Consider the following 20,400-nt stretch of genomic DNA (forward strand, 5'->3'; position numbering starts at 1 on the left):
CTGATGATTCAGGTCGAAAGGCTGACCAAATACTACGGTGAGCACGCGGCGATCCGGGACCTGGCCTTCACCATCAGCCAGGGAGAAGTCATTGGCTTCCTGGGCCTCAATGGCGCTGGAAAATCGACGACGCTGAAGGTCCTGGGGTGCGTGCTGCTGCCGACCTCGGGGCATGTCGTCATCGACGGCCATGACGTGGTGAGCAATGCCCACGAGGTCCGCCAGCGCATCGGCTACCTGCCGGACGTGCCTCCGCTCTACGAGGAGATGACGGTGGGGGAATACCTGGCGTACGTCGCGCAGCTTCGCGGTGTCACGTCCCGGGACACCGCCCACCGCGTGGGCGAGGCCGAGGAGAAGACGGGCCTGCGTGACGTCCACGGCGAGCTCATCTCCACGCTCAGTCACGGCTATCGCCAGCGCGTGGGCGTGGCGCAGGCGCTGGTGCACAAGCCCGCCCTGCTCATCCTCGACGAACCCACCAGCGGGCTCGACCCCCGGCAGATTGTCGAGATGCGTGACGTCATCCGCGGGTTGAAGGGCGCGCACACGGTGCTCGTCTCCAGCCACATCCTCCCTGAAATCTCCCAGACGTGTGACCGGCTGCTCATCATCCACAAGGGGATGTTGGTGGCGCAGGGCACGGAGGAGGAGTTGGCGGCGAAGATGGGCGGCCGGGGCACCATCGAGCTGGAGGTGCGCGGCGACAAGGCGCGCGCGGTGGAGGTGCTCCAGCACTTTGGCACGGTGGAGGTGGACCGCGCATCGGATGGCTTGGTGGCGCTGACGGTGCGGGCCTCGCCCGACCAGCGGCCCCAGGTGGCGCAGGCGGTGGTGGGCGCGGGTCTGGAGTTGTTGCGGCTGGACCAGGGAGCCGGTCAGCTTGAGTCCATCTTCTTGCGGCTGACACACGGCCAGGAGGCGCGCGCGTGAAAGCGCTGCTCATCGCCCGCCGCGAGCTGTCCGCCTATCTGCGCACGCTCAGCGGCTACGTCATCATCGCGGTCATCCTCGCGTTGAACGGCTTGTTCTTCAACGCTTATGCCCTGGGCGGCGCCAGCAAGCGCTCCGCCGAGGTGCTGTCGCAGTTCTTCTATTACTCGAGCGGCTTCACCGTCGTCGCCTCGGTGTTTATCTCGATGCGCCTGCTGGCCGAGGAGCGTCAGACGGGCACGCTGTCGCTGCTGTACTCGTCACCGCTGCGCGACCGCGACATCGTCCTGGGCAAGTTCCTCGCGGGATTGGCCTTCCTCGCGTTGTACCTCCTGTGCACTGTCTACATGCCGCTGCTGGTGATGGTGAACGGCAAGGTGTCCTTCGGGCACGTGGCGGCGGGGTACTTCGGTTTGCTGTTGCTGGGCAGCGCGTCGCTGGCGGTCGGGACCTTCGGCTCCTCGCTGGCGCGCAACCAGTTGCTCGCGGCGATTACGTCCGCGGTGATGCTGGTGGCCCTCATCCTGTGCTGGCTCCTGGCGCGCATCACCGAGCAGCCACTGGCGGATGTCTTCAGCGCGATGTCGCTGTGGAATCAGCACTTCCCGCCGTTCCAGGCGGGGCTTATCCACGTGCGTGACGTCGTCTACTACCTCGTGGTCACCTACGTGGCGCTGTTCGCGGCCACGCGGGTGCTCGAGGCGCGGAGGTGGCGATGAGCGCGCGTCCTTCGAGCGGGGGGCTCCCCGTGACGTTGGCCTTCGTGTCGGGCCTGCTGGCGGTCTTCCTCGGTGAGCGGCTCTTCGGCATCGGCACGGGCCGCACCGTCCTGTCGGGCCTGGGCGTGGCGGTGGCAGTGGGGGCGCTGGGCTGGCGCTTCGCGCGCATGCGGTCGGCCAGCGCGGACCGGCGGGCCGTCGAGGCGTGGGTGTCGGGCCTGTACGGCGTGGGTCTCCTGGCCCTGGGGCTCTACTTCGTCCAATCGGACGTAGGCACCGGGCTCTTCGGCGGCCCCTTGTCCCAGAAGGCGCCTCGGCTGGCGGTGTCGCTGGCGGCGCTCTTCCCGGCGTTGCTCGCGTGCTGCTTGTTGCCGCTGGCGATGGTGGAGGTCGCCGCCGCGGCGATGACGCGCGCACCCGTGCTGGAGACGGGCCGTGTCCGCAGCGCGCTGTACTCCGGGCTGGGGCTGGCCTTCGTGCTCGTCTTCGCCTTCGCGTCCATGTTCGTCGCCACCCAGGCCGACGTGACGTGGGACCTGTCCTACTTCCGCACCGCGAAGCCCGGCGACGGCACGCGCAAGGTGATTCGCGGGCTCAATGAGCCGCTCCAGGTGACGCTCTTCTTCCCGCCCGCGAACGAGGTGGGCGAAGCGGTGGGGCAGTACTTCCGCGACCTGTCCGTGGAGAGTCCAGGCCTGCTCAACGTGGTGCGGCTGGACCAGGCGGTGGAGCCGGCTCGGGCGAAGTCGCTGGGCGTCCACAACAACGGCACCATCGTCCTGGCGCGCGGCGACCGGAAGGAGCCGCTCACGGTGGGCCTGGAAATCGAGCGGGCGCGCGGCCAGCTCCAGCGGTTGGACCAGGAGGTCCAGCGCCGCCTGCTGACGGTGGCCCGGCCTCGCCGGGTCGTCTACTTCACGTCTGGCCACGGTGAGCGCGCCGAGTCGCGAGCGGTGCCGGGCGAGACGACCCGCCCGTCCGTGGAGAAGCTGAAGGAGTTGCTGCGCGCGCAGAACGTGGACGTGCGGCCGCTCGGTGTCTCCGAGGGCCTGGGCACCGAGGTGCCGCGTGACGCCTCCGTGGTGGTGGTGGCGGGCCCGACGCAGGCGTTCCTCCCCGAGGAGCTGAATGCCCTGCGCGAGTACTCCGCGCGCGGTGGCCGGTTGTGGCTGGCGCTGGAGCCGGAGGGGCCGGACTTCCAGCCGCTGCTGGAGCCCCTGGGCCTGAAGTACCTCAAGACGCCGTTGGCCAATGACCAGGTGTACTTCCGCACGTCGCGGCAGCAGAGCGACCGCGGCAACCTGGGCACGGCGACGTTCTCCTCGCACCCGTCCGTCACGTCGCTGTCGTCGTTGGCGGGACAGGCGCCTGCTGTCTTCCTGAGCGCGGGCGCCCTGGAGCAGATTCACCCGTTGCCGGGTGGCATTGCGCAGGACGTGTCGGTGCGCGCGCACGGCGCCACCTTCGCGGACGCCAATGGCAACTTCACGTTGGACGCGGGCGAGATGCGGCGGCCCTGGCCCCTGGTCATCGCGGTGGAGAAGCCCGCGCCGGCCGGCCAGGAGTCGATGCGCGCCGTGGTGATGGCGGACGCGGACGCGGTGAGTGACTTGCTGATAGGCAACATGGGCAACGCGTACCTGGCGGTGGACACGCTGCGGTGGCTCACCGGTGAGGAGTCCATCTCCGGCGCCGTGTCCTCGGAGGAAGACACGCCCATCCAGCACACGCGGGAGCAGGACGTCCTCTGGTTCTACGCGACGGTGTTCCTGGGGCCGGCCCTGGTGCTGGCGGTGGGCTTCGTGACGACGCGCCGGCGGGGACGCCGCGCGCCGCGCCCGCGGTGGCGGGAGGTGAGCGATGAAGGTTCGGGACCTGGCCCTCCAAGGGGCCCTGGCGGCGGCCGCGTTGATTGCGGCGTTCGTCGTCTGGCAGCGCGAGCCCTCCGCGGGCCCGGGTGAAGTCACGGTGGTGGATGTTCCGGCGCGCGCGCTGGACAGCATCCGCTACGAGGACGACTCCCGCTTCGTGGACGTGTTCCGCGATGCCAGTGAGCGTGACCGGCTCTGGGTGCGGCTGGGCTACAAGGCCTCCAGGGCGGCCTCCGGCGGTGCGAATGCCGGCGCCACCGACGCGGGCCTGGCTCCGCAGGCGGCGGACGCGGGAGTGGCCACCGCGGCGGTGGGCACGGACGCGGGCACTGGCGCCGCCACGGGACAGCCGCCCGTGGCCGCGCGCGAGGAACCGCCACCGCCGCGCGAGCTGCGCGCCAACGAGGTGGCGGACAAGCTGTTCTCCCGCTTCGCGCCCATGCGCGCCATGCGGGCGCTGGGGGAACTGGACGCGAAGAAGCTGGAGGAGGTCGGCCTGGCCACGTCTCCGCGCAAGCTGACGCTGACCGTGGCCGGCAAGGCGCGTGTGTTCGCCTTGGCGTCGCCTCCGGGCGGCTGGGGGACGCCGTACCTGCGCAGCGAGGAGGACGGCCGCGTGTACCTGCTGGGGCCGGCGATGCTGCCGGACCTGGAGAACGCGAACAGCCGTCTGGTGGACCGCCGGCTGCACACCTTCGACCTGGGAGACTTCGACGCGGTGACCATCCGCGCGGGCGGCGCCACCCGTGCCTTCCGGGCCACGGGCAAGGCACCCGGCCCGGTCGTCCTGGCGCCGGAGGACGCACCGGAGCGGCCGGACGACTTCGCGCGCAACTGGCATGACCGCGTGTGGCGGATGATGCCGGTGGACCTGCTCGGCCGCGACGAGCCGCTTCCCGGGGGCGAGCCGCAGGAGTCCTTCCGCGTGGACTACCTGCGCGCGGGCCGGGCCGTTGGCCACCTCATGGTGGTGAAGGGCGAGGATGGCTTCTACGCCCGGACCGAGCACACCACGGGCTGGGCCCGGCTCCACGCCGGGATGGACGCACTGGCGGAAGAGGCGGCGCGGGTGACGGCGCCCGTGTCCTCCGCTTCAGGGAAGTGATGCGTCCTCGTCACGCAGCCCCAGGTGCACGTCCACGAAGCTGTACGGCGCCCAGGGACCGGTGAAGCGGAACGAGTACGTGTCCGCGCGCGCGGCCAGGGAGCGGACCTTCTCCTCGAAGGACTCCTGCCGGGCCCGCTCGACGAGGAAGGCCGCGTTGAGCAGCATCCGCTCACCTACGGGGGATGCTCACGCATGGCGGCGGCGCGGGGGCGCAGGCCCTCCAGCAGCGCGCGCATGTCACGCCCGGCGCGGTCCTCCACGGCGGCCTCCAAGCGGCGCTCGTGCTCGGCCTCCGGCTCATCATCGCGCCGGTGAAGCTGGGCGTCTTCCAGCACCAACCGCTGGGCGAGGTGCTCGCGGTGCCACAGCACCTTCAGGCCCAGCTCCACCTTGCCCTCCAGCGCGTCCAGCACGCCGGACAGTTCGCGATGAGCCGTGCGCAGCACCGCGCGTACCTGGGCCTCGGACGCCATGACGGTGCCGAAGGCCACGGGGAGCACGGTGTGCTCACGGAGCAGGGTTTCGGTGACGCGCTGGTGCCCGATCAGGTGCGCTCGCGTCGGGTCCACCACGCGGCCTGGCGCCACGGACACCAGGGCCGTGAGGCCCGCCTCGCTCACCGCGTACACCTGCGCGGGAACAGTGCCCAATCCGATGCGCCCGACGTCCAGGGGCGCGGTGGCACGGACGATTCCGTAGAGATACCGGGGCCCGTCGGGCGTCACCGTCTCCGCCGTGGGGGGCGAAGGCCGGGCGGCCTGGGCCGGGCGGGTGTCGCCGTGAGCCGCCCCCTTCCGGGGCCGTGTCGTCCGGGACATGGTGCGCTTCACCTCGCCGATGCGCCTCCGTGGGTGGCGAGCACGCGGCGGACTTCATCCACCAGCGCGTCCGGCAGGCAGGGCTTGGTGACGAAGGAGTCGCAGCCCGCGCCCTTGGCTTCGTCGGACTGCCCCGTCATCGCATGGCCCGTGAGCGCCACCACGGGGATGGTGCGCGTGCGGTCGTCGCCCTTCAGCCGCCGTGTCGCCTCCCAGCCGTCCATGATGGGCAGCGACAGGTCCATGAGGATGATGTCGGGCCGCAGCTCGAAGGCCTTGTCCAGCGCCTCCTGGCCGTTCTTGGCCTCGGCGACGCGGAAGCCGGAGAACTCCAGGTACTCGGCGTACATCTCCCGGGCATCTTGATAGTCGTCAACGACCAGCACGAGGGGCTTCGGGGTCTCAGATGGGTTCATCATGCGCGCCTCGCGCGTCGGGGAAAGTGCAGGGTGAATGTCGAACCCTCGCCCTGGGTGCTCTGGAGGGTGACGCGCCCCCCCAGCATGGCAGCCAGGCGACGGCAGATGGAGAGCCCCAGACCCGTGCCTCCATAGGCTCGGGTCGGAGAGCTGTCCACCTGCTGGAAGTCCTCGAAGATTTTTTCCTGGTTGGCTGGGTCGATGCCAATGCCCGTGTCCGTCACGGAGATGGTGAGCGTGGACGTAGCAGCCACGTACTCCGCCTGCACCTGCACTGAGCCTTCGTGCGTGAACTTCAACGCATTCGACAGGAGGTTGAGGACGATTTGTTTCACCTTCTGCCGGTCACTGTACACCGCCGGCACGCGCGGGCCGAGGTGGGCGCTCACCGTCAGCTTGCTGCGCGCGATGATGGGGTCCATCTCCGCCATCACCTCCTGGAGCAGCTCCGGGATGCCGAAGTCCGACAGGTTCAAGGGCATGCGGCCCGCTTCGATGCGGGTGATGTCCAGAATCTCGTTGATGACCTCCAACAGGTGTCTGCCGTTGGAGTCGATGCGCGTGAGGTTCCGCTTCTGCGCCGGGTTCAGTTCGCCGGACACGCCCTGCAGCAGCATGTTCGTGTAGCCGAGGATGGCGTTGAGCGGCGTGCGGAACTCGTGGGACATGTTGGCCAGGAACTGGGACTTGGCCGCGCTGGCCTGCTCCACCTGGATGGCCTGGCGGCGCAGCATCTCGTTCTGCTCGGCCAGCTCCGCGGTGGCGGCCTGCACGCGCGCCTCCAGGTGGACGGAGCCTTCCTTCACCCGCTCCAACAGCCGCGCCTTCTCCAGCGCCTCGCTGCGGTCGTGGAAGAGGGTGACGATGCCCGTCAGCTCACCGGAGTCGCCCAGGACCTTGCTGGCCACGGCCTCCATGGGGAGCGTGGCGCCCGTGGCCGGGTCCACCAGCCCGAGCTGTCCGCGCCAGCGGGGCCGGCCTTCCGCGCCCAGCAGGTTGGCGAGGAACGACGAGAAGCTCGCGTTGTTGGAGCGCAGCCGCCGCAGCGCCGCCTCCCCACTGTCGGGGTGCGTGGCGAAGAGCTTCTCCGCCGGGCCGTTCATCATCACCATGCCGCCCGCCGGGTCGGACAGGATGAGGGGGTCCGGCACGGAGTCCAGCACGCGGTCCAGCCGGTGCCGCTCGCTGCGGGCCTCCCGCTCCGTGTCGCGCAGGCGCCGGTAGCTCTCCCCCAGCGCCTGGGTGGCGCGGCCCAGGTCCGTCACGTTGCGCAGCACGCTCACCAGCGACTCGCGGCCATCCGGCTCGAGCACGGGTGTGCTGACGACCTCGAAGAGCAGGTCGATTCCCTCCACCGGGTCCACCAGCGGGACTTCCCGTCGGCGCACGGTGGACGTCTCACCGCTGGCGAAGCTGGCCAGCGCGGAGGAGAACACCCGCCGGTTGAGCGCCGTCGCCCGGCGGCGGCCTTCGCTCGCATCCGGTCCGGCCACCAGCAGCACCTCCGCGCGGGTGTTGGCGATGTGGGGCCGTCCCTCCAGGTCCGTCAGCAGCACGGGGTCCGCCACGGTGTCGATGATGCGACGGAGCAGCTCTCCGCCCGCCACCTCGCGGCCCTCCGTGGGCAGCATGGCGGCCAGCCGGGGGCCGACGTGCGCGCTCACCCAGGCTGCGTCCGGCGTCAGCGTGGGGTCGTCCGCGGACAGCAGCAACAGGCCCGCGGCGGGCGCTCCAGGACGGCCCAGGGGCACCGCGATGCACCCCACGGCTGGAAGTGGGGCGCAGGGGGCGGCGAAGAAGCGAGGCGCCCCCTGCGTCAGCGTCTCCGCCAGGGGATGGGAGGTCTCACCGGGCTGGAACGCCAGGGCGTCACGCTGGGCCTCGGAGAGGTTCCGGGCCGCGAGGCAGACCCACCTTTCCGTGCCGCTGTCGCGCGCGAGGCAGGCCGCGACGTCCGACGGCCGCTCGCGGGTGAGCCACGCCACCACGTGCTGCGCGCACAGACGTGGCTCGTCGCAGGCGAGCAGGTGCTCGGCCAGGGCGAGCCGAGCTTCGACGTCTGGCTCGGGGGTTGGGGTGGGCAGTGCGGCGGGGGGGACCACTGCGTCAGGCTCCACGGGAGTGAGGGGTGGGCGTTCGCACCTCCACGAACTTCACCACGATGGTGCGTGTGGATGCGGGTGGCCAGTCCTGGAGCGCCTGCCCGTGGACGTTCGCGTCCCAGCGCAGACCCCGGTCCAGCACCCGGTCCAAGACGTCGACGAGGCTGGCGCTTCCAGCCAATCTTTCCACGGGCATCGTCGAAGCTCCTCGGCTCCTGGGGCCGGGTTTTGTAACGCGCGTCGGCGAGCCACCCCAGAGCAGGCCTGCCCGCACCGTGATTTGCGAACACGAGGGGGCCGGCAGTGTTCGCTCGTGTACATCTGCAGCGCCTTGGAGCTGGGTAGGCAGCCAGCCGTGCGGTCCGCTCCCGTGGCTTATCGCTCCGAGGCGCCGTTCCTAGCCTTGGACCATGGACGACGAGCAGCGGGCGCACAGGTCACTTTGGACGGTGACGGCCCCCCCGCGCGACTTCCCGGCGCTGCCGGGGGACGTGACGGTGGACGTGGCCATCATTGGCGGGGGGATGGCGGGGCTGACCACTGCGTGGCTCCTGAAGCGCGCTGGCAAGCGCGTGGCGGTGCTGGACATGCACCGCATCCTGTCGGGGCAGACGGGCCAGACGACCGCGCACCTCACCGAGATGCTCGACACGCCCTACGCCACGCTGCGGCGCGACTTCGGTGAGAAGGGGGCTCAGCTCGCGGCGTCCTCCAGCCGCGCGGCCATCGAGCAGATCGCCGCGCTGGTTGACGAGCTCGGCATCGTCTGTGACTTCCAGCGCGTGCCCATGTACCGCTACGCGGAGACGGAGCGCGAGCTGGCCGACCTGCACCACGAAGTCACCGCCGCGCGCGAGGCCGGTTTGCTGGCCACCTTCACCCAGGACGTGCCCTTGCCGTATCCCGTGAAGGGCGCCCTGCGGGTGGAGGACCAGGCGCTCTTCCATCCTCGCAAGTACCTGCTGGCGCTGGCGGACCGGATTCCCAGCGACGGCAGCCACATCTTCGAGAACACGCGGGTGACGGAGGTCCACGACGGCGCGCCCTGTCGCGTCGTCACCGACCGGGGCACCGTCACCGCCGCGGCCGTGGTGGAGGCCACCACCACGCCGCTCAACCGCGTGGCCATGCACACCAAGCTCTACCCCTACCGCACCTACGCGGTGGCGGGGCCGCTCAACGGGCCGCTGGAGCCGGGCCAGTACTACGACAGCCAGGAGCCCTATCACTACATCCGCACGCAGCGGGTGAACGGGCGCACCTACGTCATCGTGGGCGGCGAGGACCACAAGGTCGGCACCGACGAGGACACCGCCCGGCGCTACGCCGCGCTGGAGGCCTACACGCTGCGGCGCTTCCCGGTGACGGACATCACCCACCGCTGGTCCGGCCAGGTCATCGAGCCCGCGGACGGGCTGGCGTACATCGGCCGCAACTCGGCCAGCCGCCACGTGTACGTGGCCACCGGCTTCTCCGGCACGGGCATGACGTTCGGCACGCTGGCGGGGATGATGCTCTCCGACGCCATCCTCGACAGACAGAACCCCTTCGCCGCGCTCTACTCGGCGACGCGGGTGAAGCCCCAGGCGGGCGCGAAGGACTTCATCCAGGAGAACGCGGAGGTCGCCTTCCACTTCGTCGCGGACCGCCTGTCCCGGCCGGAGGGGCATCGGCTGGCGGACGTGGCGCCCGGCGAGGGCAAGGTCCTGGAGGTGGCGGGACAGAAGGTCGCGGTGTACCGCGCGGAGGACGGCACCCCGCACGCGGTGTCTCCGGTGTGTACGCACCTGGGCTGCCACGTGCACTGGAACGGCGCGGAGCGCTCCTGGGACTGTCCCTGTCACGGAGGGCGCTTCAGTCCCACCGGCAAGGTGCTCAACGGCCCCGCCATGAAGGACCTGCCGGCGAAGAAGCTGCCGACCTGAGCCGCACGTCTTCACACCTCAACACGACACACATCATCCACACGGGAGAGGGCGAGCATGGACGCTATCGAACTGTTGACGCAGCAGCACGACGAGGTGAAGAAGCTGTTCAAGAAGTACGAGAAGCTCTCGGAGGGGGCGGAGGCGAAACGCCAGGAACTCTTCGAGATGATTTCCGACCGCTTGAGCGCGCACGCCTCCATCGAGGAGCAGTACTTCTATCCCGCGGCCAAGGCCCAGGACACGGAGGAGCTGCTGCGCGAGGCCGCCGAGGAACACCTGTCCGCCAAGCGCCTCATCGCCGATCTGCTGGACCTGGAGCCATCCGACGAGGAGTTCGACGCGAAGATGCAGGTGCTCCAGGAGCAGATTGAGCACCACGTCGAAGAGGAAGAGGGCGAGCTCTTCAAGAAGGTCCGCAAGCTCCTGTCCAAGGAGCAGCTCGTGGACCTGGGTGTCCAGATGCAGCAGGAGTTCGAGGAGCTCATGGAGGGCGAGCCGCGCACCCAGGTGCCCTCGGAGACGGAGCACGCCGCGCCTATCTAGCGCGGGTGGTGGAGGGCATCTGCTGGGCGCTGAGGATTGGGACGGCCTGGCGTGATGTGCCTTGGGAGCGCTTCGGTAGAAGGGGAGGCCGAAGCGCTCGGTAGAAGTCAGGGTGGGTTCACGTCCCATGTGAAGGCGGGGCAGCGCTGTCGCCCGGCCAGTCGTGCCCCGGAGAGAGGGCGTGCTCCGTGGACGGACAGCCGCCGTGTTGACCAGGTCCAGGCCCCATACCTTTCCTCCATGCCCCTGGTCACATGTCCTGACTGCCAGCGCGAAGTCTCGACCTCCGCACCGAGATGCCCTCACTGCGGGCGTCCGATGGACGGAGCCCCCGCGCCGCTACGGCCGGTGCTTTCTGGCGAGGCCCCGGGCCCTGAAGAGACGCTGTGGGAGGGCTCGCCCTCCTGGCGGGTCCTTCTCGGTCGTCTCCTCGCGCTCGGCTTCGTGGCGCTGGTGCTTCCCGCCGTTCTGCGTGCAGGCGTGGGCCGTCTCGGCCCGTTCCTTCCGAGCAGCGAGGCGGCGGAGCAGGCGGCGAGGGTGGGCTGGTGGATTGTCGGTGCGTTGATTGTCTACGAGCTGCTCCGCTTTTTCGGCGCATTCCTCATGCTGAGGACCACACACTACAAGCTGACGAACCAGCGCCTCATCATCGAGACCGGAGCCCTCTCCAAAACCGTGGGGGAGATCGACCTCCGGAGTGTCGGTGATACCCAGGTCTCGCAGAGCCTGCTGGACCGGCTCCTTGGCATCGGCACCGTCGCCCTCATCTCGACGGACAAGACGTCTCCCATCTCGGTTCTTCGCTGGATGGCCGCGCCGCGCTCCCTCCGCGAGCTCATCCGCACGCGGGCCTATCAGGTGAGCCACAGGCATCTGTTCACTCGAGCCACGTGAGGCGTGCACGCCAGGCGAGCACCTCCGGTTGGGGGAACAAGGCCACCGGCAGTTGTGTGGGCCCACCGCCCGCGGGGTGAGGCCGGGCGCGCGGGCTCGTCGCGACTCGCAACGGGCGTCCGCGCGCGGGCTCGAGCCCCACCTCGGACGCGCGCCGTCGTCGTTGCCTGGTGGGCCCCCGCAACGAAGCGGAGACATCATCGTGGATGCTCACCGCTCCAGGCAGCGACGCTCGGCAAGAATCGGGTTGCGTGAAGGGGGCTGGGCGGCGGCATCATGGTCGCCGCCCATGCCGCGTCCTCCTCCCGACGTCATTCGATACCCCAGCTACTACACGCCCTCGGTCCGCCGTGCCCTGTCGCGCGCGGACCCGACGCTGGGCGCGTTGATGAAGCAGGTCGGCCCCTTCCGGCTCCAGGTGCGTCCGCTGCACAGCCCGTTCGGCGCGCTGGCGGAGTCCATCGTCTACCAGCAGCTCCACGGCAAGGCGGCCGCCACCATCTTCGGCCGCGTGTGCGAGCGCGTGGGCTCGGGACGCAAGTTCACGCCGGAAGCGCTGCTGGCCGTGCCGGACACGTCGCTGCGCGAAGCGGGCCTGTCCGCCAACAAGCTGGCCGCGCTCCAGGACCTGGCGCGCAAGACGCTGGACGGCACCGTGCCGCCGCTGGCCAAGGTGCGGCGCATGGATGACGCCGAGCTCATCGAGCACTTCACCCAGGTGCGCGGCATTGGCCAGTGGACGGTGGAGATGCTGCTCATGTTCCAACTCGAGCGGCCCGACGTGCTGCCCGTGGACGACTACGGCGTGCGCAAGGGCTTCATGAAGGCCTATGGCCTGCCGGAGATGCCCAAGCCCAAGGCGCTGCTCGCCTACGGCGAACGCTGGCGGCCCTGGCGCTCGGTGGCCAGCTGGTACATGTGGCGCTCGGCGGAGCTCCCCGACGCGCCGCCCGTGGAGGGCTGACGGCGTTCCTGGGCTGTGGCCTCAGGCGGTGTTGAGCGTGGTGCTCGGGGCGTGCTTCTGGCGCCGCATGGGCACCAGCAGCGCCAGGAAGGCCACGGACAGGAGGATGCCCAGCAGGAAGACGGGGGCGTAGCCCAGGCCGAGCCCGTGCTTCGGGTCCGCGAGCCAGCCCGCGAGCGGGCCCGCGGGCGCCTTGCCCCAGACCTCCAGGCTGGCGAGCAGCGTGTAGTGCGTGGCGCCGATGCGCCGGTCCACGCGCGACATCATGAAGGCGAACATCACCGTGGTGAGCGCGCCGCCGAAGAGCTCCTCGGCCATGGTGACGCCGATGACGCCCGCGTCGGTGACGCCTCCGGTGGCCAGCAGCCACCGCCCCACCAGGGGAATCACCCGCAGCGACGCGGTGAGCCCCACTGCGCCCAGCAGCGGCATGCGCGAGGCCAGCAGTCCTCCGGCCAATGAGCCGATAATAGACGCGCCCGTGCCCCACGTGCCCACCCACAGGCCAATCTGCGCGGCGGTGAAGCCCTCGTCGACGAGGAACGGCTTGAAGAGCACGTCGGACATGCTCTCGCCCAGCTTGTACGTGGTGATGAAGAGCAGCAGCCAGCCCGCGCCCGGCAGCAGGAGCGCCTTCTTGAGCCGCTGGAACAGCTCGCGCCAATCCGGCTCCTGCCGGGCGGTGGCCGCGGAAGGCGTGGCGTGCGCCTCGGGGGGAGACTCCCGGGCGAAGAGCATCACCGTGAAGACGGCCAGACACAGCAGCGCCATGGCGACGAAGAGGCCGGACCAGCCGATGCGCGCGCTGGCCCACACCAGCAGCCCGCCGCCCGTCAGCATTCCCAGCTTGTAGCCCACCACCTGCGCGGTGTTGCCCAGGCCCAGCTCACTGGGGCGAAGGGTGTCCACGGCGAAGCCATCCACCGCGATGTCCTGCGTGGCGGCGAACAGGTTCATCAGGAAGACGAGCGCCAGCAGGGCGGGGAGCGCGTCCCGCGAGGCCGCGACCGCCGCCGCGGCGCAGCTGGCCGCGAGCCCCGCCTGCATCGGCAGAATCCACGACTTGCGCCGGCCGATGCGCGCCGAGCCATACCGGTCCACCAGGGGCGCCCAGAGCGCCTTGAGGGCCCAGGGCAACCACAGCGCGCCGAGCAGTCCGATGGTGGTCAGCGAGACGCCCTGCGAGCGCAGGTACACCGGCAGGGCGGTGGCCTGGAAGCCGAAGGGCAGGCCCTGCACGAAGTAGAGCATGCACAGCAGGGCGAGCCGGGACGACGGAAGTCTCATTGACGCCCAGCATAGAGCCACCGTGTCGGGAACGAGGAAGTGTCCGCTCGCCAGTCCGGATGTGGGGCCCTGTCCACGGCAATGCAGAGGGGCCCTCCGTCTCATGGACGGGGAGGGGACGCTCTCTACGCTCATCCTCCCCATGGCCGGGTCCCGGCCTCATCTTGCGCCGGACGGCGAAGGCTGCCGAGGCGCGTGGAGCACGTCACCATGCAGGAGCAGCAGGCAGGAGTCGAAGTCGTGAAGCGGGGCGAGTCCGCGCCGTCGCCGTCGTTGCGCGTGCTGGATGTGATGGCCCTGACCGTGGGCATCGTCCTGGGAGCGGGCATCTTCAAGGCGCCCTCGCTGGTGGCCGCGCAGTCCGCCAGCGGTGAGGCCATGCTGCTCACGTGGCTGCTCGGCGGTGTCGCGTCGCTGGTGGGCGCGCTGTGCTACGCGGAGCTGGCCAGCGCCTGGCCACACCCGGGCGGGGACTACCACTATCTGTACCGCGCGCTGGGCAAGGGGCCCGCCTTCCTCTTCGCGTGGGCGCGGCTGACCGTCATCCCCACCGGCTCCATCGCACTGCTGGCCTTCGTCTTCGGGGACTACGCCACGCAGCTCTTCCCCCTGGGCCCGTATTCGTCGCCCGTCTATGCGGCCATGCTGGTGGTGGGGCTGACGGCGGTGAACATCGCAGGAATCCGACAGGGGACCCGTACGCAGAACCTGCTCACGGCCCTGGAGGTTCTGGGCGTGGGGGCTGTCGTCATCGTGGGGCTGTTGTTCACGCCCGCGCTGGTGCCCGCTGAGGCGGCGCCGGCACCGGCCGCGTCGTCGGGGACCGCCTGGGGCCTGGCCATGGTGTTCGTGCTGCTGACGTACGGCGGCTGGAACGAGGTGGCGTACCTGTCCTCGGAGGTGCGGGGTTCGCGGCGCACCATCGCCTGGTCGCTGTTGGCGAGCATCGGGCTGGTGACGGCGCTGTACCTGCTGGTCAACGTGGCCTACCTGCGCGGCCTGGGGCTCGAAGGCATGGCGCGTTCGGAGGCGGTGGCCGCGGACCTGATGCAGCGCGCGGTGGGCAGCGGGGGCGCGCTGGTGCTGAGCGTCATCATCGCCATCTCCGCGCTGACGTCCGCCAACGCCACGGTGCTGACGGGGGCTCGGACCCACTATGCCTTCGGGCGGGACAGCGTGCTGTTCAACGGGCTGGGGCAGTGGCACGCGAAGTCCAATGGCCCGTCCCGCGCGCTGCTGGTGCAGGGGGCCATCTCCCTGGCGCTGGTGGGGCTGGGGACGCTGACGCGTCAGGGCTTCGAGACGATGGTGGAGTACACCGCGCCCGTCTTCTGGCTCTTCTTCCTGCTGACGGGCGTGTCGCTGATGGTGCTGCGCGTGCGTGAGCCGGATGCGCCCCGGCCGTTCCGCGTGCCGCTGTATCCGCTCACGCCGCTGCTCTTCATCGGCATCTGCGCCTACGTCCTCTATTCCAGCCTGGCCTTCACCGGGCTGGGCGCGCTCGCGGGGCTGGCCGTGCTGGGTACGGGCGGCGTGCTGCTCGCCGTGGAGGCGGTGCGCACCCGCAGGGGCTCGCAGGGGACCTCCCCCAAGGCCACTTCCTCTCCCAGACTGCAACGAACGAAGGAGGCGACATGAAGCGAATGATGGTGGTTTTCACGTTCACGGCGGCGATGGCCTCGAACGCCGCGAGCGTTTCGACGGCACAGCAGAAGGTGACGGTGCAGGTCAGTGGCTCCCCGGGCAGTTCGGTTCAGGCGCCCGAGGTTCCCTTCGTCCCCACGCCGGAAGGTGCCGTGGACGGGATGCTGGCATTGGCTGGCGTGAAGCCCGGGGACACTGTCTATGACCTGGGCAGCGGTGACGGCCGCATCGTCATCTCCGCTGTCCAGAAGCACGGGGCGAAGCACGCCGTGGGCGTGGACATCAACCCGGAGCGCATCGCCGAGGCCAACCAGAACGCGAGCCAGGCGGGCGTGAAGAACAAGGTGGAGTTCCGCCAGGGTGACCTCTTCGACGCGGACATCCGTGACGCGTCGGTGGTGACGCTCTATCTGCTGCCCTCCGTCAACGAGCGGCTCAAGTCCAAGCTGCTCTCGGAGCTGAAGCCAGGCACGCGCATCGTGTCGCACAGCTTCGACATGGGGGACTGGGCGCCGACCAAGACGGTGCAGAGCGAGGGACGGACGCTCTACCTCTGGGTCGTCCCCGAGCGCGGCACGGGCGGCGCGCCCCGCTGAGCACGGCGGGAGGCGTCCGGGCCCGGCGCCCTCGCCAGGAGGGGCCGGGCCGTTTCACGTCAGGGCGCCGGAGGCGGCTGGCCCGGCGTGCGCGAGTAGTGGAGGACCATGGCCTCCAGCCGCGACAGGGCCTTCTCCAGCGTCTCCATGGACGGGCCGAAGGACAGGCGCACGTAGCCGCGGAAGCGAGAGGGCCGCGCGCGGCGCTTGCCGGGATTCACGTCGAAGAACTCGCCCGGAACGGCGATGATTTTCTGGTCCAGCGCGGCGCGGAAGAAGCCCATGCCGTCGTTGAGCGGCGGCGGCAGCCCGGACACGTTGCCCCAGACATAGAAGGTGCCGTCCGGCGCGCGGTCCGTGCGGATGCCGATGCGCTCCAGCCGGGAGTGGAAGCGGTCCCGCTTCTCCCGGAAGGTGTTGTGGATGGCCATCGTCTCCGCCACCACGGGCTCCTCCTGGAGGAGCTGAATCGCCGCGCGCTGGAGCGGCCGGCTCCCACCGCCATCCAGGAAGCTTCCCGCGCTGGAGACCGCATCGATGACCTGGCGCGGCCCCACCGTCCACGTCATGCGCCAGCCCGGGTAGCGCCAGTTCTTGGTGAAGCCGTCGAACAAGACCACCGGGTCCTTGTTCACGTCCTCCACGTAGCGGGCGGCGCTCTCCACCGGGAGGTGTCCGGGGCGGCCCGTCCAGATGTAGTGCGAATAGAATTCGTCGACCAGCAGCGCGCACTCATGCTCGCGGGCCACGCTCACCCAGCGCGCCATCTCCTCGCCGTGCACCAGCTTGCCGGTGGGGTTGCAGGGGTTGGAGAAGAGCAGGGCGGACAGGCCCCGGCCCTGCACCTCGCGCCGCAAGTCCTCCGCGGTGAAGGCATAGCCGCGCTCACCCTCCAGGAGGATGGGGATGGCGGTGAACGCCTTGAAGACGTCCAGCAGCTCCTCATACGCCGTGTAGTCCGGCAGGAAGTGGCCCAGGTTGATGGCGCCCAGGCTGGCCGCGGCGCGGGTGAGTGCCGCGCGGCCACCGCCAGACAGGCACACGTTCTCCGCGCTGTACTGGCTGGGCATGCCCCGGCGGTAGAGCCGGTTGTAGAGGCTGGCGATGGACTCGCGCACCTCCCAGAGCCCGGCGACGGGGGCGTACTCCATGTCGGCCACGTCGATGGTGACCTGGTTCAGCCGGGGCGGCGCGCCGGGGAGGTCTCCTGTCTCCGGCTGGCCCTGGCCCAGGTTGCACCACTCCGGGTTGCTGGAGCGGTAGCCACGGCGGGTGGCCTCGGCGGTGACGAAGATGACGCCGGTGCGGGGCACGGCGCGGAATGCCGGAAGGGGAACGTCGTCGCTCACGGCGTCACACCCTAGCGGAAGTCCGCGCCGTGCGCGCTGCCGCCGCGCGCCCGCTCAGCGGACGATGGGCACCGTCACCGGCTCCAGGTCGTCCACCGTGACCTCAGCCTTGCCCAGGCGCCACAGGACGGGCTGGAAGCGGGCTTCCACGCGCCGCCCGTCCGCCGTCTCCAGCACCGCGGTGCCTTCCTTCGGCAGGTATTCACCCACCTCGTAGTGCAGCCCCGTCAGCGTGAGGCGGTCGGTGCCATCGGGGCCCGTCAGCTCGCCTGGACCGTCCAGCACCAGTGACGTGCCACCGAACACGGGCATGCCGGCTCGCATGCCCACGCGGCCATCGACGTGGAACGTGTGGCCTTGCCGTCCAGGGACGCCGCCCTCCACATCCGCCCAAATGCGCGTCTCGTCTCCGCACGTGCCGTAGCCCACCTCCGCCTGGAGCGGGTGTCCGTCCACTGTGAGTCCGCGCAGGTCCGCCTCCACTTCCATGAGGTCCTCGCCGCCGCGGTAGAGGAACGCGGCCTGACCGGCGAAGCGCAGGCCGTGCACGTCACAGCCGCCCTCATCGAAGGTGAGCACCACGCGGTCCGTCACGCTGTCATGGGGCTCCACCGCGGCGCGGGCGCAGGCCCACCGCGTGCGCACGTCATACGCGGCGGTGCTGAGGAAGGCGCGACGGGGCTCACCGCAGGTGTACACCGGCAGCACGCCCAGGACTTCCAGCGCGCCGCGCACCTGATGCGAGGCCGCCACCACGCGCTCCACGCGCTGACGGGCGGCGTCCACTTCTTCCTGCGTGGGGGCTCCACCGCCACAGGCGGTGGCGAGGACGGTGAGGGCAAGACAGGTGATGCGTCGCATGGGCGCTTCTCCAGGGGTGCACGACACCGCGGCTTCGCGGCGGGTCCTGCCCCCGTGGAGAGCAACCGTCATGCCCGGTGCAACCTCGCGAGAACACGAGGCTCGGCCGGAACAGGGCCCGGGATGTGCGTGCAGCGGGTTGCACAGCCCCGGCGGGCCCGTCCGGGTAGGGCGGCTCAGCCTTCGAGCGAAGCGCGCAGGAACCACGCGTGCTTCTCGAACTCGGTGATGATGTCCGTGGTGAGGCCCTCGGAGTCCGAGTCCCCGTTCTCGACGAAGAGGGCGCGGCTCTTGCGCAGGCCGTCCAGGTAGATTTCGATGCGCTCGGCCAGCAGCTTCACGTGCTCCATGTCGCGCGTCGTCTCCTGCGGATACTCCGGCAGGCGGCTCGTCTTGCCCACGTGGCGGCTGGTGCCGTAGGCCTTGCCACCCAGCGTCACCGCGCGCTCGGCGATGGAGTCGTTGTGCGTGGCCAGGCTCACCGCGAACGTTTCGAACAGCGGGTGGAGCGAGGCGAACTGCGGACCCTTGATGTTCCAGTGCGCGACCTTGATTTGCGAGTGCAGGTCGAGCCCGTCGGCGAGCCGCTCGTTGAGCGATTCAGCGATGGCGGCGCGGGCCTTCTCGGGGAGGGGGCTGGGGCTGCGGTACATGGTGTCTTCCTTTCGGCTGTGTTTGTCGGTGTCGGCTGGTTGGATGCGCGGCGGCCAAAAAGGGAGCGCCCCCCGGTGTTTCCACCGGAGGGCGCTTGAAACTTCGGCGATGCCTCGCGACAGAGGGGCTTAAGACTCCAGCCCCACCGCCGCCGCGTGGATGACCGACGCGATGCGAACCGCGTCGTGCACCTGGTCCTCGGAGAGGCCGCCCTCGAGGACGATCTTCTCGTGGGACTGCATGCACATCTCGCAGCCGTTGATGGCGCTGACGGCGAGGCAGACCAGCTCGAAGTCCACCTTGTTCGTCAGCACCTGCGCGAGCCGGTTCATCCGCAGCCCGGCGCGCTTGGTCGAGTACGACTCCTTCCCGATCATGTGCCTGAAGCGGTAGTACACATTGTTCATCGCCATCAACGACGCCGCCGCACGCGCGTCCTCGATGACTGGCTCGGGATTCGCGAGGGCCTTCTTCGCCTCGTTGAGCATGGCCTCCTTCAGCCGCTCATTCCGAGCGGCGAAGGCGCATGCCACGGCCACACCCCAACGCTGCTCCGCGGTGAGGCTGCCACCTTCCAGGACACCCTGGAGGTTGAGGCGGGTGTCCTTGTGGGAGTCCGCGAGTTCAGAGCGGACGACTTCGAGCGAGGCCATGGTGGATTACCCCGCCTTCGACAGCTTCTGGGTCAGGGTCTCCTCACCCTTGGTCCAGTTGCAGGGGCACAGCTCATCCGTCTGGAGCGCGTCCAGCGTGCGGATCGTCTCGGAGACGTTGCGGCCCACGGACAGGTCGTTGACCGTCACGTGGCGGATGATGCCCTCGGGGTCCGCGATGAACGTCGCGCGGAGGGCCACGCCCTCTTCCTTGTGGAGGATGCCCAGCGCGTTGCACAGCTCGTGCTTGATGTCCGCCAGCATCGGGAAGGGCAGGTTCTTCAGGTCCGGGTGGTGCGTGCGCCACGCGTGGTGCACGAACTCGCTGTCGGTGCTCAGGCCGAGGACCTGCGCGTCACGGTCGGTGAAGTCCTTGTTCTTCTTGCCGAACTCCGCGATCTCCGTGGGGCAGATGAAGGTGAAGTCCTTCGGCCACGCGAACAGGACCAGCCACTTGCCCTTGAAGGTCTCGTTCGTGATGTCCTGGAACTCCTTGCCCTTCTCCAGGGACACGGTGGCCTTCACCTTGAAGTTCGGGATCTTGTCGCCAACGGTCAGCATTACGGCTCCTTGGGATGGGGGCCCGGCGGTGAGCCGACCCCAGTGAACGTGTTCTGTCCTACCGCTTAGCAGTCACCGTGCCAGAACCTCGAATCAATGATTCCAGGGGTTTGGATTTCACCCCCACTGGGTCGGTGCCGCTGGGCCGGTGTCTAACGAAATCTCGGTGCGTTTCGCCACTGCAATTTCGGTGGATCGACGAACCGGGGGAGACTGGCCGCTCGTGGCCCTCACGAGCGGGCGGAAAATACGAGAAGTGCCGCGTGGTTGCACCCACTCCGGACCGGCAACGGCTCGAATGTACGGCCGCGAACGCGTGCTCCGTTCACCTACAAGGGGCGATAGTCCTCGTCGCGACGCATCAGGGCCGGGCCGTGGGCTCACCTCGACAGCCAATCGCCCGCGTTCGCGCGGGCCCTCCCCGAATGTTCAAAAGAATCTCTTTGTGTTCCGGGAGTTGCGACGGATCTTCCGGCCTGGAGCGGTTGCCTGGACG

The 20,400-nt window shown here is 69.7% G+C and carries 19 protein-coding genes and 1 pseudogene; 10 read left to right on the top strand and 10 right to left on the bottom strand.

From position 1 onward, the window contains the following. Window positions 1–3 precede the first annotated feature (3 nt). From QEG98_RS08530 to QEG98_RS08545, 4 genes are read left to right on the top strand one after another with little or no spacing between them, the layout of a single operon-like run. Complete coding sequence (locus QEG98_RS08530) at window positions 4–933, top strand: ABC transporter ATP-binding protein (protein ID WP_316566347.1); 930 nt, start codon at window positions 4–6, stop codon at window positions 931–933. Beyond that, window positions 930–1,652, top strand: a complete 723-nt coding sequence (locus QEG98_RS08535; RefSeq protein ID WP_090484309.1) for an ABC transporter permease — start codon at window positions 930–932, stop codon at window positions 1,650–1,652. The genes QEG98_RS08530 and QEG98_RS08535 overlap by 4 nt, the downstream gene beginning before the upstream one ends. After that, entirely contained in the window at window positions 1,649–3,613 is a 1,965-nt protein-coding gene (locus QEG98_RS08540) for a Gldg family protein (protein ID WP_410477984.1), read from the top strand. Before QEG98_RS08535 ends, QEG98_RS08540 begins: the two co-directional genes overlap by 4 nt. Continuing rightward, window positions 3,513–4,628, top strand: coding sequence for a hypothetical protein (locus tag QEG98_RS08545; protein ID WP_316566348.1), 1,116 nt, complete (start codon window positions 3,513–3,515; stop codon window positions 4,626–4,628). The genes QEG98_RS08540 and QEG98_RS08545 overlap by 101 nt, the downstream gene beginning before the upstream one ends. On the opposite strand, the pseudogene QEG98_RS08555 reads toward QEG98_RS08545, so the two are convergent. The 4 genes and pseudogenes from QEG98_RS08555 to QEG98_RS08570 form a co-directional block, all read right to left on the bottom strand. Next, window positions 4,617–5,449: pseudogene (locus tag QEG98_RS08555) on the bottom strand (GvpL/GvpF family gas vesicle protein). The gene QEG98_RS08545 and the pseudogene QEG98_RS08555 overlap by 12 nt on opposite strands. Window positions 5,450–5,457: 8 nt before the next feature. Beyond that, window positions 5,458–5,868 carry a response regulator gene (locus QEG98_RS08560; protein ID WP_316566351.1) on the bottom strand — a complete coding sequence of 137 codons (411 nt, stop codon included), beginning with the start codon at window positions 5,866–5,868 and terminating at the stop codon, window positions 5,458–5,460. Continuing rightward, window positions 5,865–7,970, bottom strand: a complete 2,106-nt coding sequence (locus QEG98_RS08565; protein WP_410477985.1) for an ATP-binding protein — start codon at window positions 7,968–7,970, stop codon at window positions 5,865–5,867. Before QEG98_RS08565 ends, QEG98_RS08560 begins: the two co-directional genes overlap by 4 nt. Window positions 7,971–7,974: 4 nt before the next feature. After that, window positions 7,975–8,166, bottom strand: a complete 192-nt coding sequence (locus tag QEG98_RS08570; protein ID WP_141258543.1) for a hypothetical protein — start codon at window positions 8,164–8,166, stop codon at window positions 7,975–7,977. A 214-nt stretch (window positions 8,167–8,380) separates the two neighbouring features. Here QEG98_RS08570 and QEG98_RS08575 point away from each other — a divergent pair, with 214 nt between their 5' ends. From QEG98_RS08575 to QEG98_RS08590, 4 genes are all read left to right on the top strand, one after another. Continuing rightward, on the top strand, window positions 8,381–9,895 hold the full coding sequence (locus tag QEG98_RS08575) for an FAD-dependent oxidoreductase (RefSeq protein WP_316566353.1): 1,515 nt from the start codon (window positions 8,381–8,383) through the stop codon (window positions 9,893–9,895). Between the two features lie 57 nt (window positions 9,896–9,952). Then, window positions 9,953–10,441: a hemerythrin domain-containing protein gene (locus QEG98_RS08580; protein WP_141594355.1), complete on the top strand. Its 489-nt coding sequence runs from the start codon at window positions 9,953–9,955 to the stop codon at window positions 10,439–10,441. A 444-nt stretch (window positions 10,442–10,885) separates the two neighbouring features. After that, entirely contained in the window at window positions 10,886–11,335 is a 450-nt protein-coding gene (locus tag QEG98_RS08585) for a PH domain-containing protein (RefSeq protein WP_316566354.1), read from the top strand. 289 nt (window positions 11,336–11,624) lie between these two features. After that, entirely contained in the window at window positions 11,625–12,299 is a 675-nt protein-coding gene (locus QEG98_RS08590; protein ID WP_316566355.1) for a DNA-3-methyladenine glycosylase, read from the top strand. Between the two features lie 21 nt (window positions 12,300–12,320). On the opposite strand, the gene QEG98_RS08595 is transcribed toward QEG98_RS08590, so the two are convergent. Further along, a complete protein-coding gene (locus tag QEG98_RS08595; RefSeq protein WP_316566356.1) occupies window positions 12,321–13,586 on the bottom strand; it encodes an MFS transporter in 1,266 nt (421 codons plus the stop codon). A gap of 210 nt (window positions 13,587–13,796) precedes the next feature. On the opposite strand from QEG98_RS08595, the gene QEG98_RS08600 reads away from it, so the two are divergent. Both QEG98_RS08600 and QEG98_RS08605 read left to right on the top strand, forming a co-directional pair. Next, the gene (locus QEG98_RS08600; RefSeq protein ID WP_316566357.1) at window positions 13,797–15,224 is read left to right on the top strand and encodes an APC family permease; all 1,428 of its coding nucleotides are present in this window, start codon (window positions 13,797–13,799) and stop codon (window positions 15,222–15,224) included. Window positions 15,225–15,229: 5 nt separating this feature from the next. Beyond that, complete coding sequence (locus QEG98_RS08605) at window positions 15,230–15,826, top strand: SAM-dependent methyltransferase (protein ID WP_316566358.1); 597 nt, start codon at window positions 15,230–15,232, stop codon at window positions 15,824–15,826. Between the two features lie 59 nt (window positions 15,827–15,885). On the opposite strand, the gene QEG98_RS08610 is transcribed toward QEG98_RS08605, so the two are convergent. The 5 genes from QEG98_RS08610 to QEG98_RS08630 all read right to left on the bottom strand — a co-directional run bounded on the left by QEG98_RS08610 (window position 15,886) and on the right by QEG98_RS08630 (window position 19,904). After that, on the bottom strand, window positions 15,886–17,175 hold the full coding sequence (locus QEG98_RS08610; protein ID WP_316566359.1) for a pyridoxal phosphate-dependent aminotransferase: 1,290 nt from the start codon (window positions 17,173–17,175) through the stop codon (window positions 15,886–15,888). A 54-nt stretch (window positions 17,176–17,229) separates the two neighbouring features. Beyond that, entirely contained in the window at window positions 17,230–18,036 is an 807-nt protein-coding gene (locus tag QEG98_RS08615) for a hypothetical protein (RefSeq protein WP_316566360.1), read from the bottom strand. 176 nt (window positions 18,037–18,212) lie between these two features. Further along, complete coding sequence (gene dps / locus QEG98_RS08620; protein WP_090484282.1) at window positions 18,213–18,689, bottom strand: DNA starvation/stationary phase protection protein Dps; 477 nt, start codon at window positions 18,687–18,689, stop codon at window positions 18,213–18,215. A 129-nt stretch (window positions 18,690–18,818) separates the two neighbouring features. Continuing rightward, window positions 18,819–19,343: a carboxymuconolactone decarboxylase family protein gene (locus tag QEG98_RS08625; protein WP_090484280.1), complete on the bottom strand. Its 525-nt coding sequence runs from the start codon at window positions 19,341–19,343 to the stop codon at window positions 18,819–18,821. Window positions 19,344–19,349: 6 nt separating this feature from the next. Beyond that, entirely contained in the window at window positions 19,350–19,904 is a 555-nt protein-coding gene (locus tag QEG98_RS08630) for a peroxiredoxin (RefSeq protein WP_011551675.1), read from the bottom strand. Window positions 19,905–20,400 lie beyond the last annotated feature (496 nt).

Source organism: Myxococcus sp. MxC21-1, assembly GCF_032612255.1.
Classification (GTDB): domain Bacteria; phylum Myxococcota; class Myxococcia; order Myxococcales; family Myxococcaceae; genus Myxococcus; species Myxococcus virescens.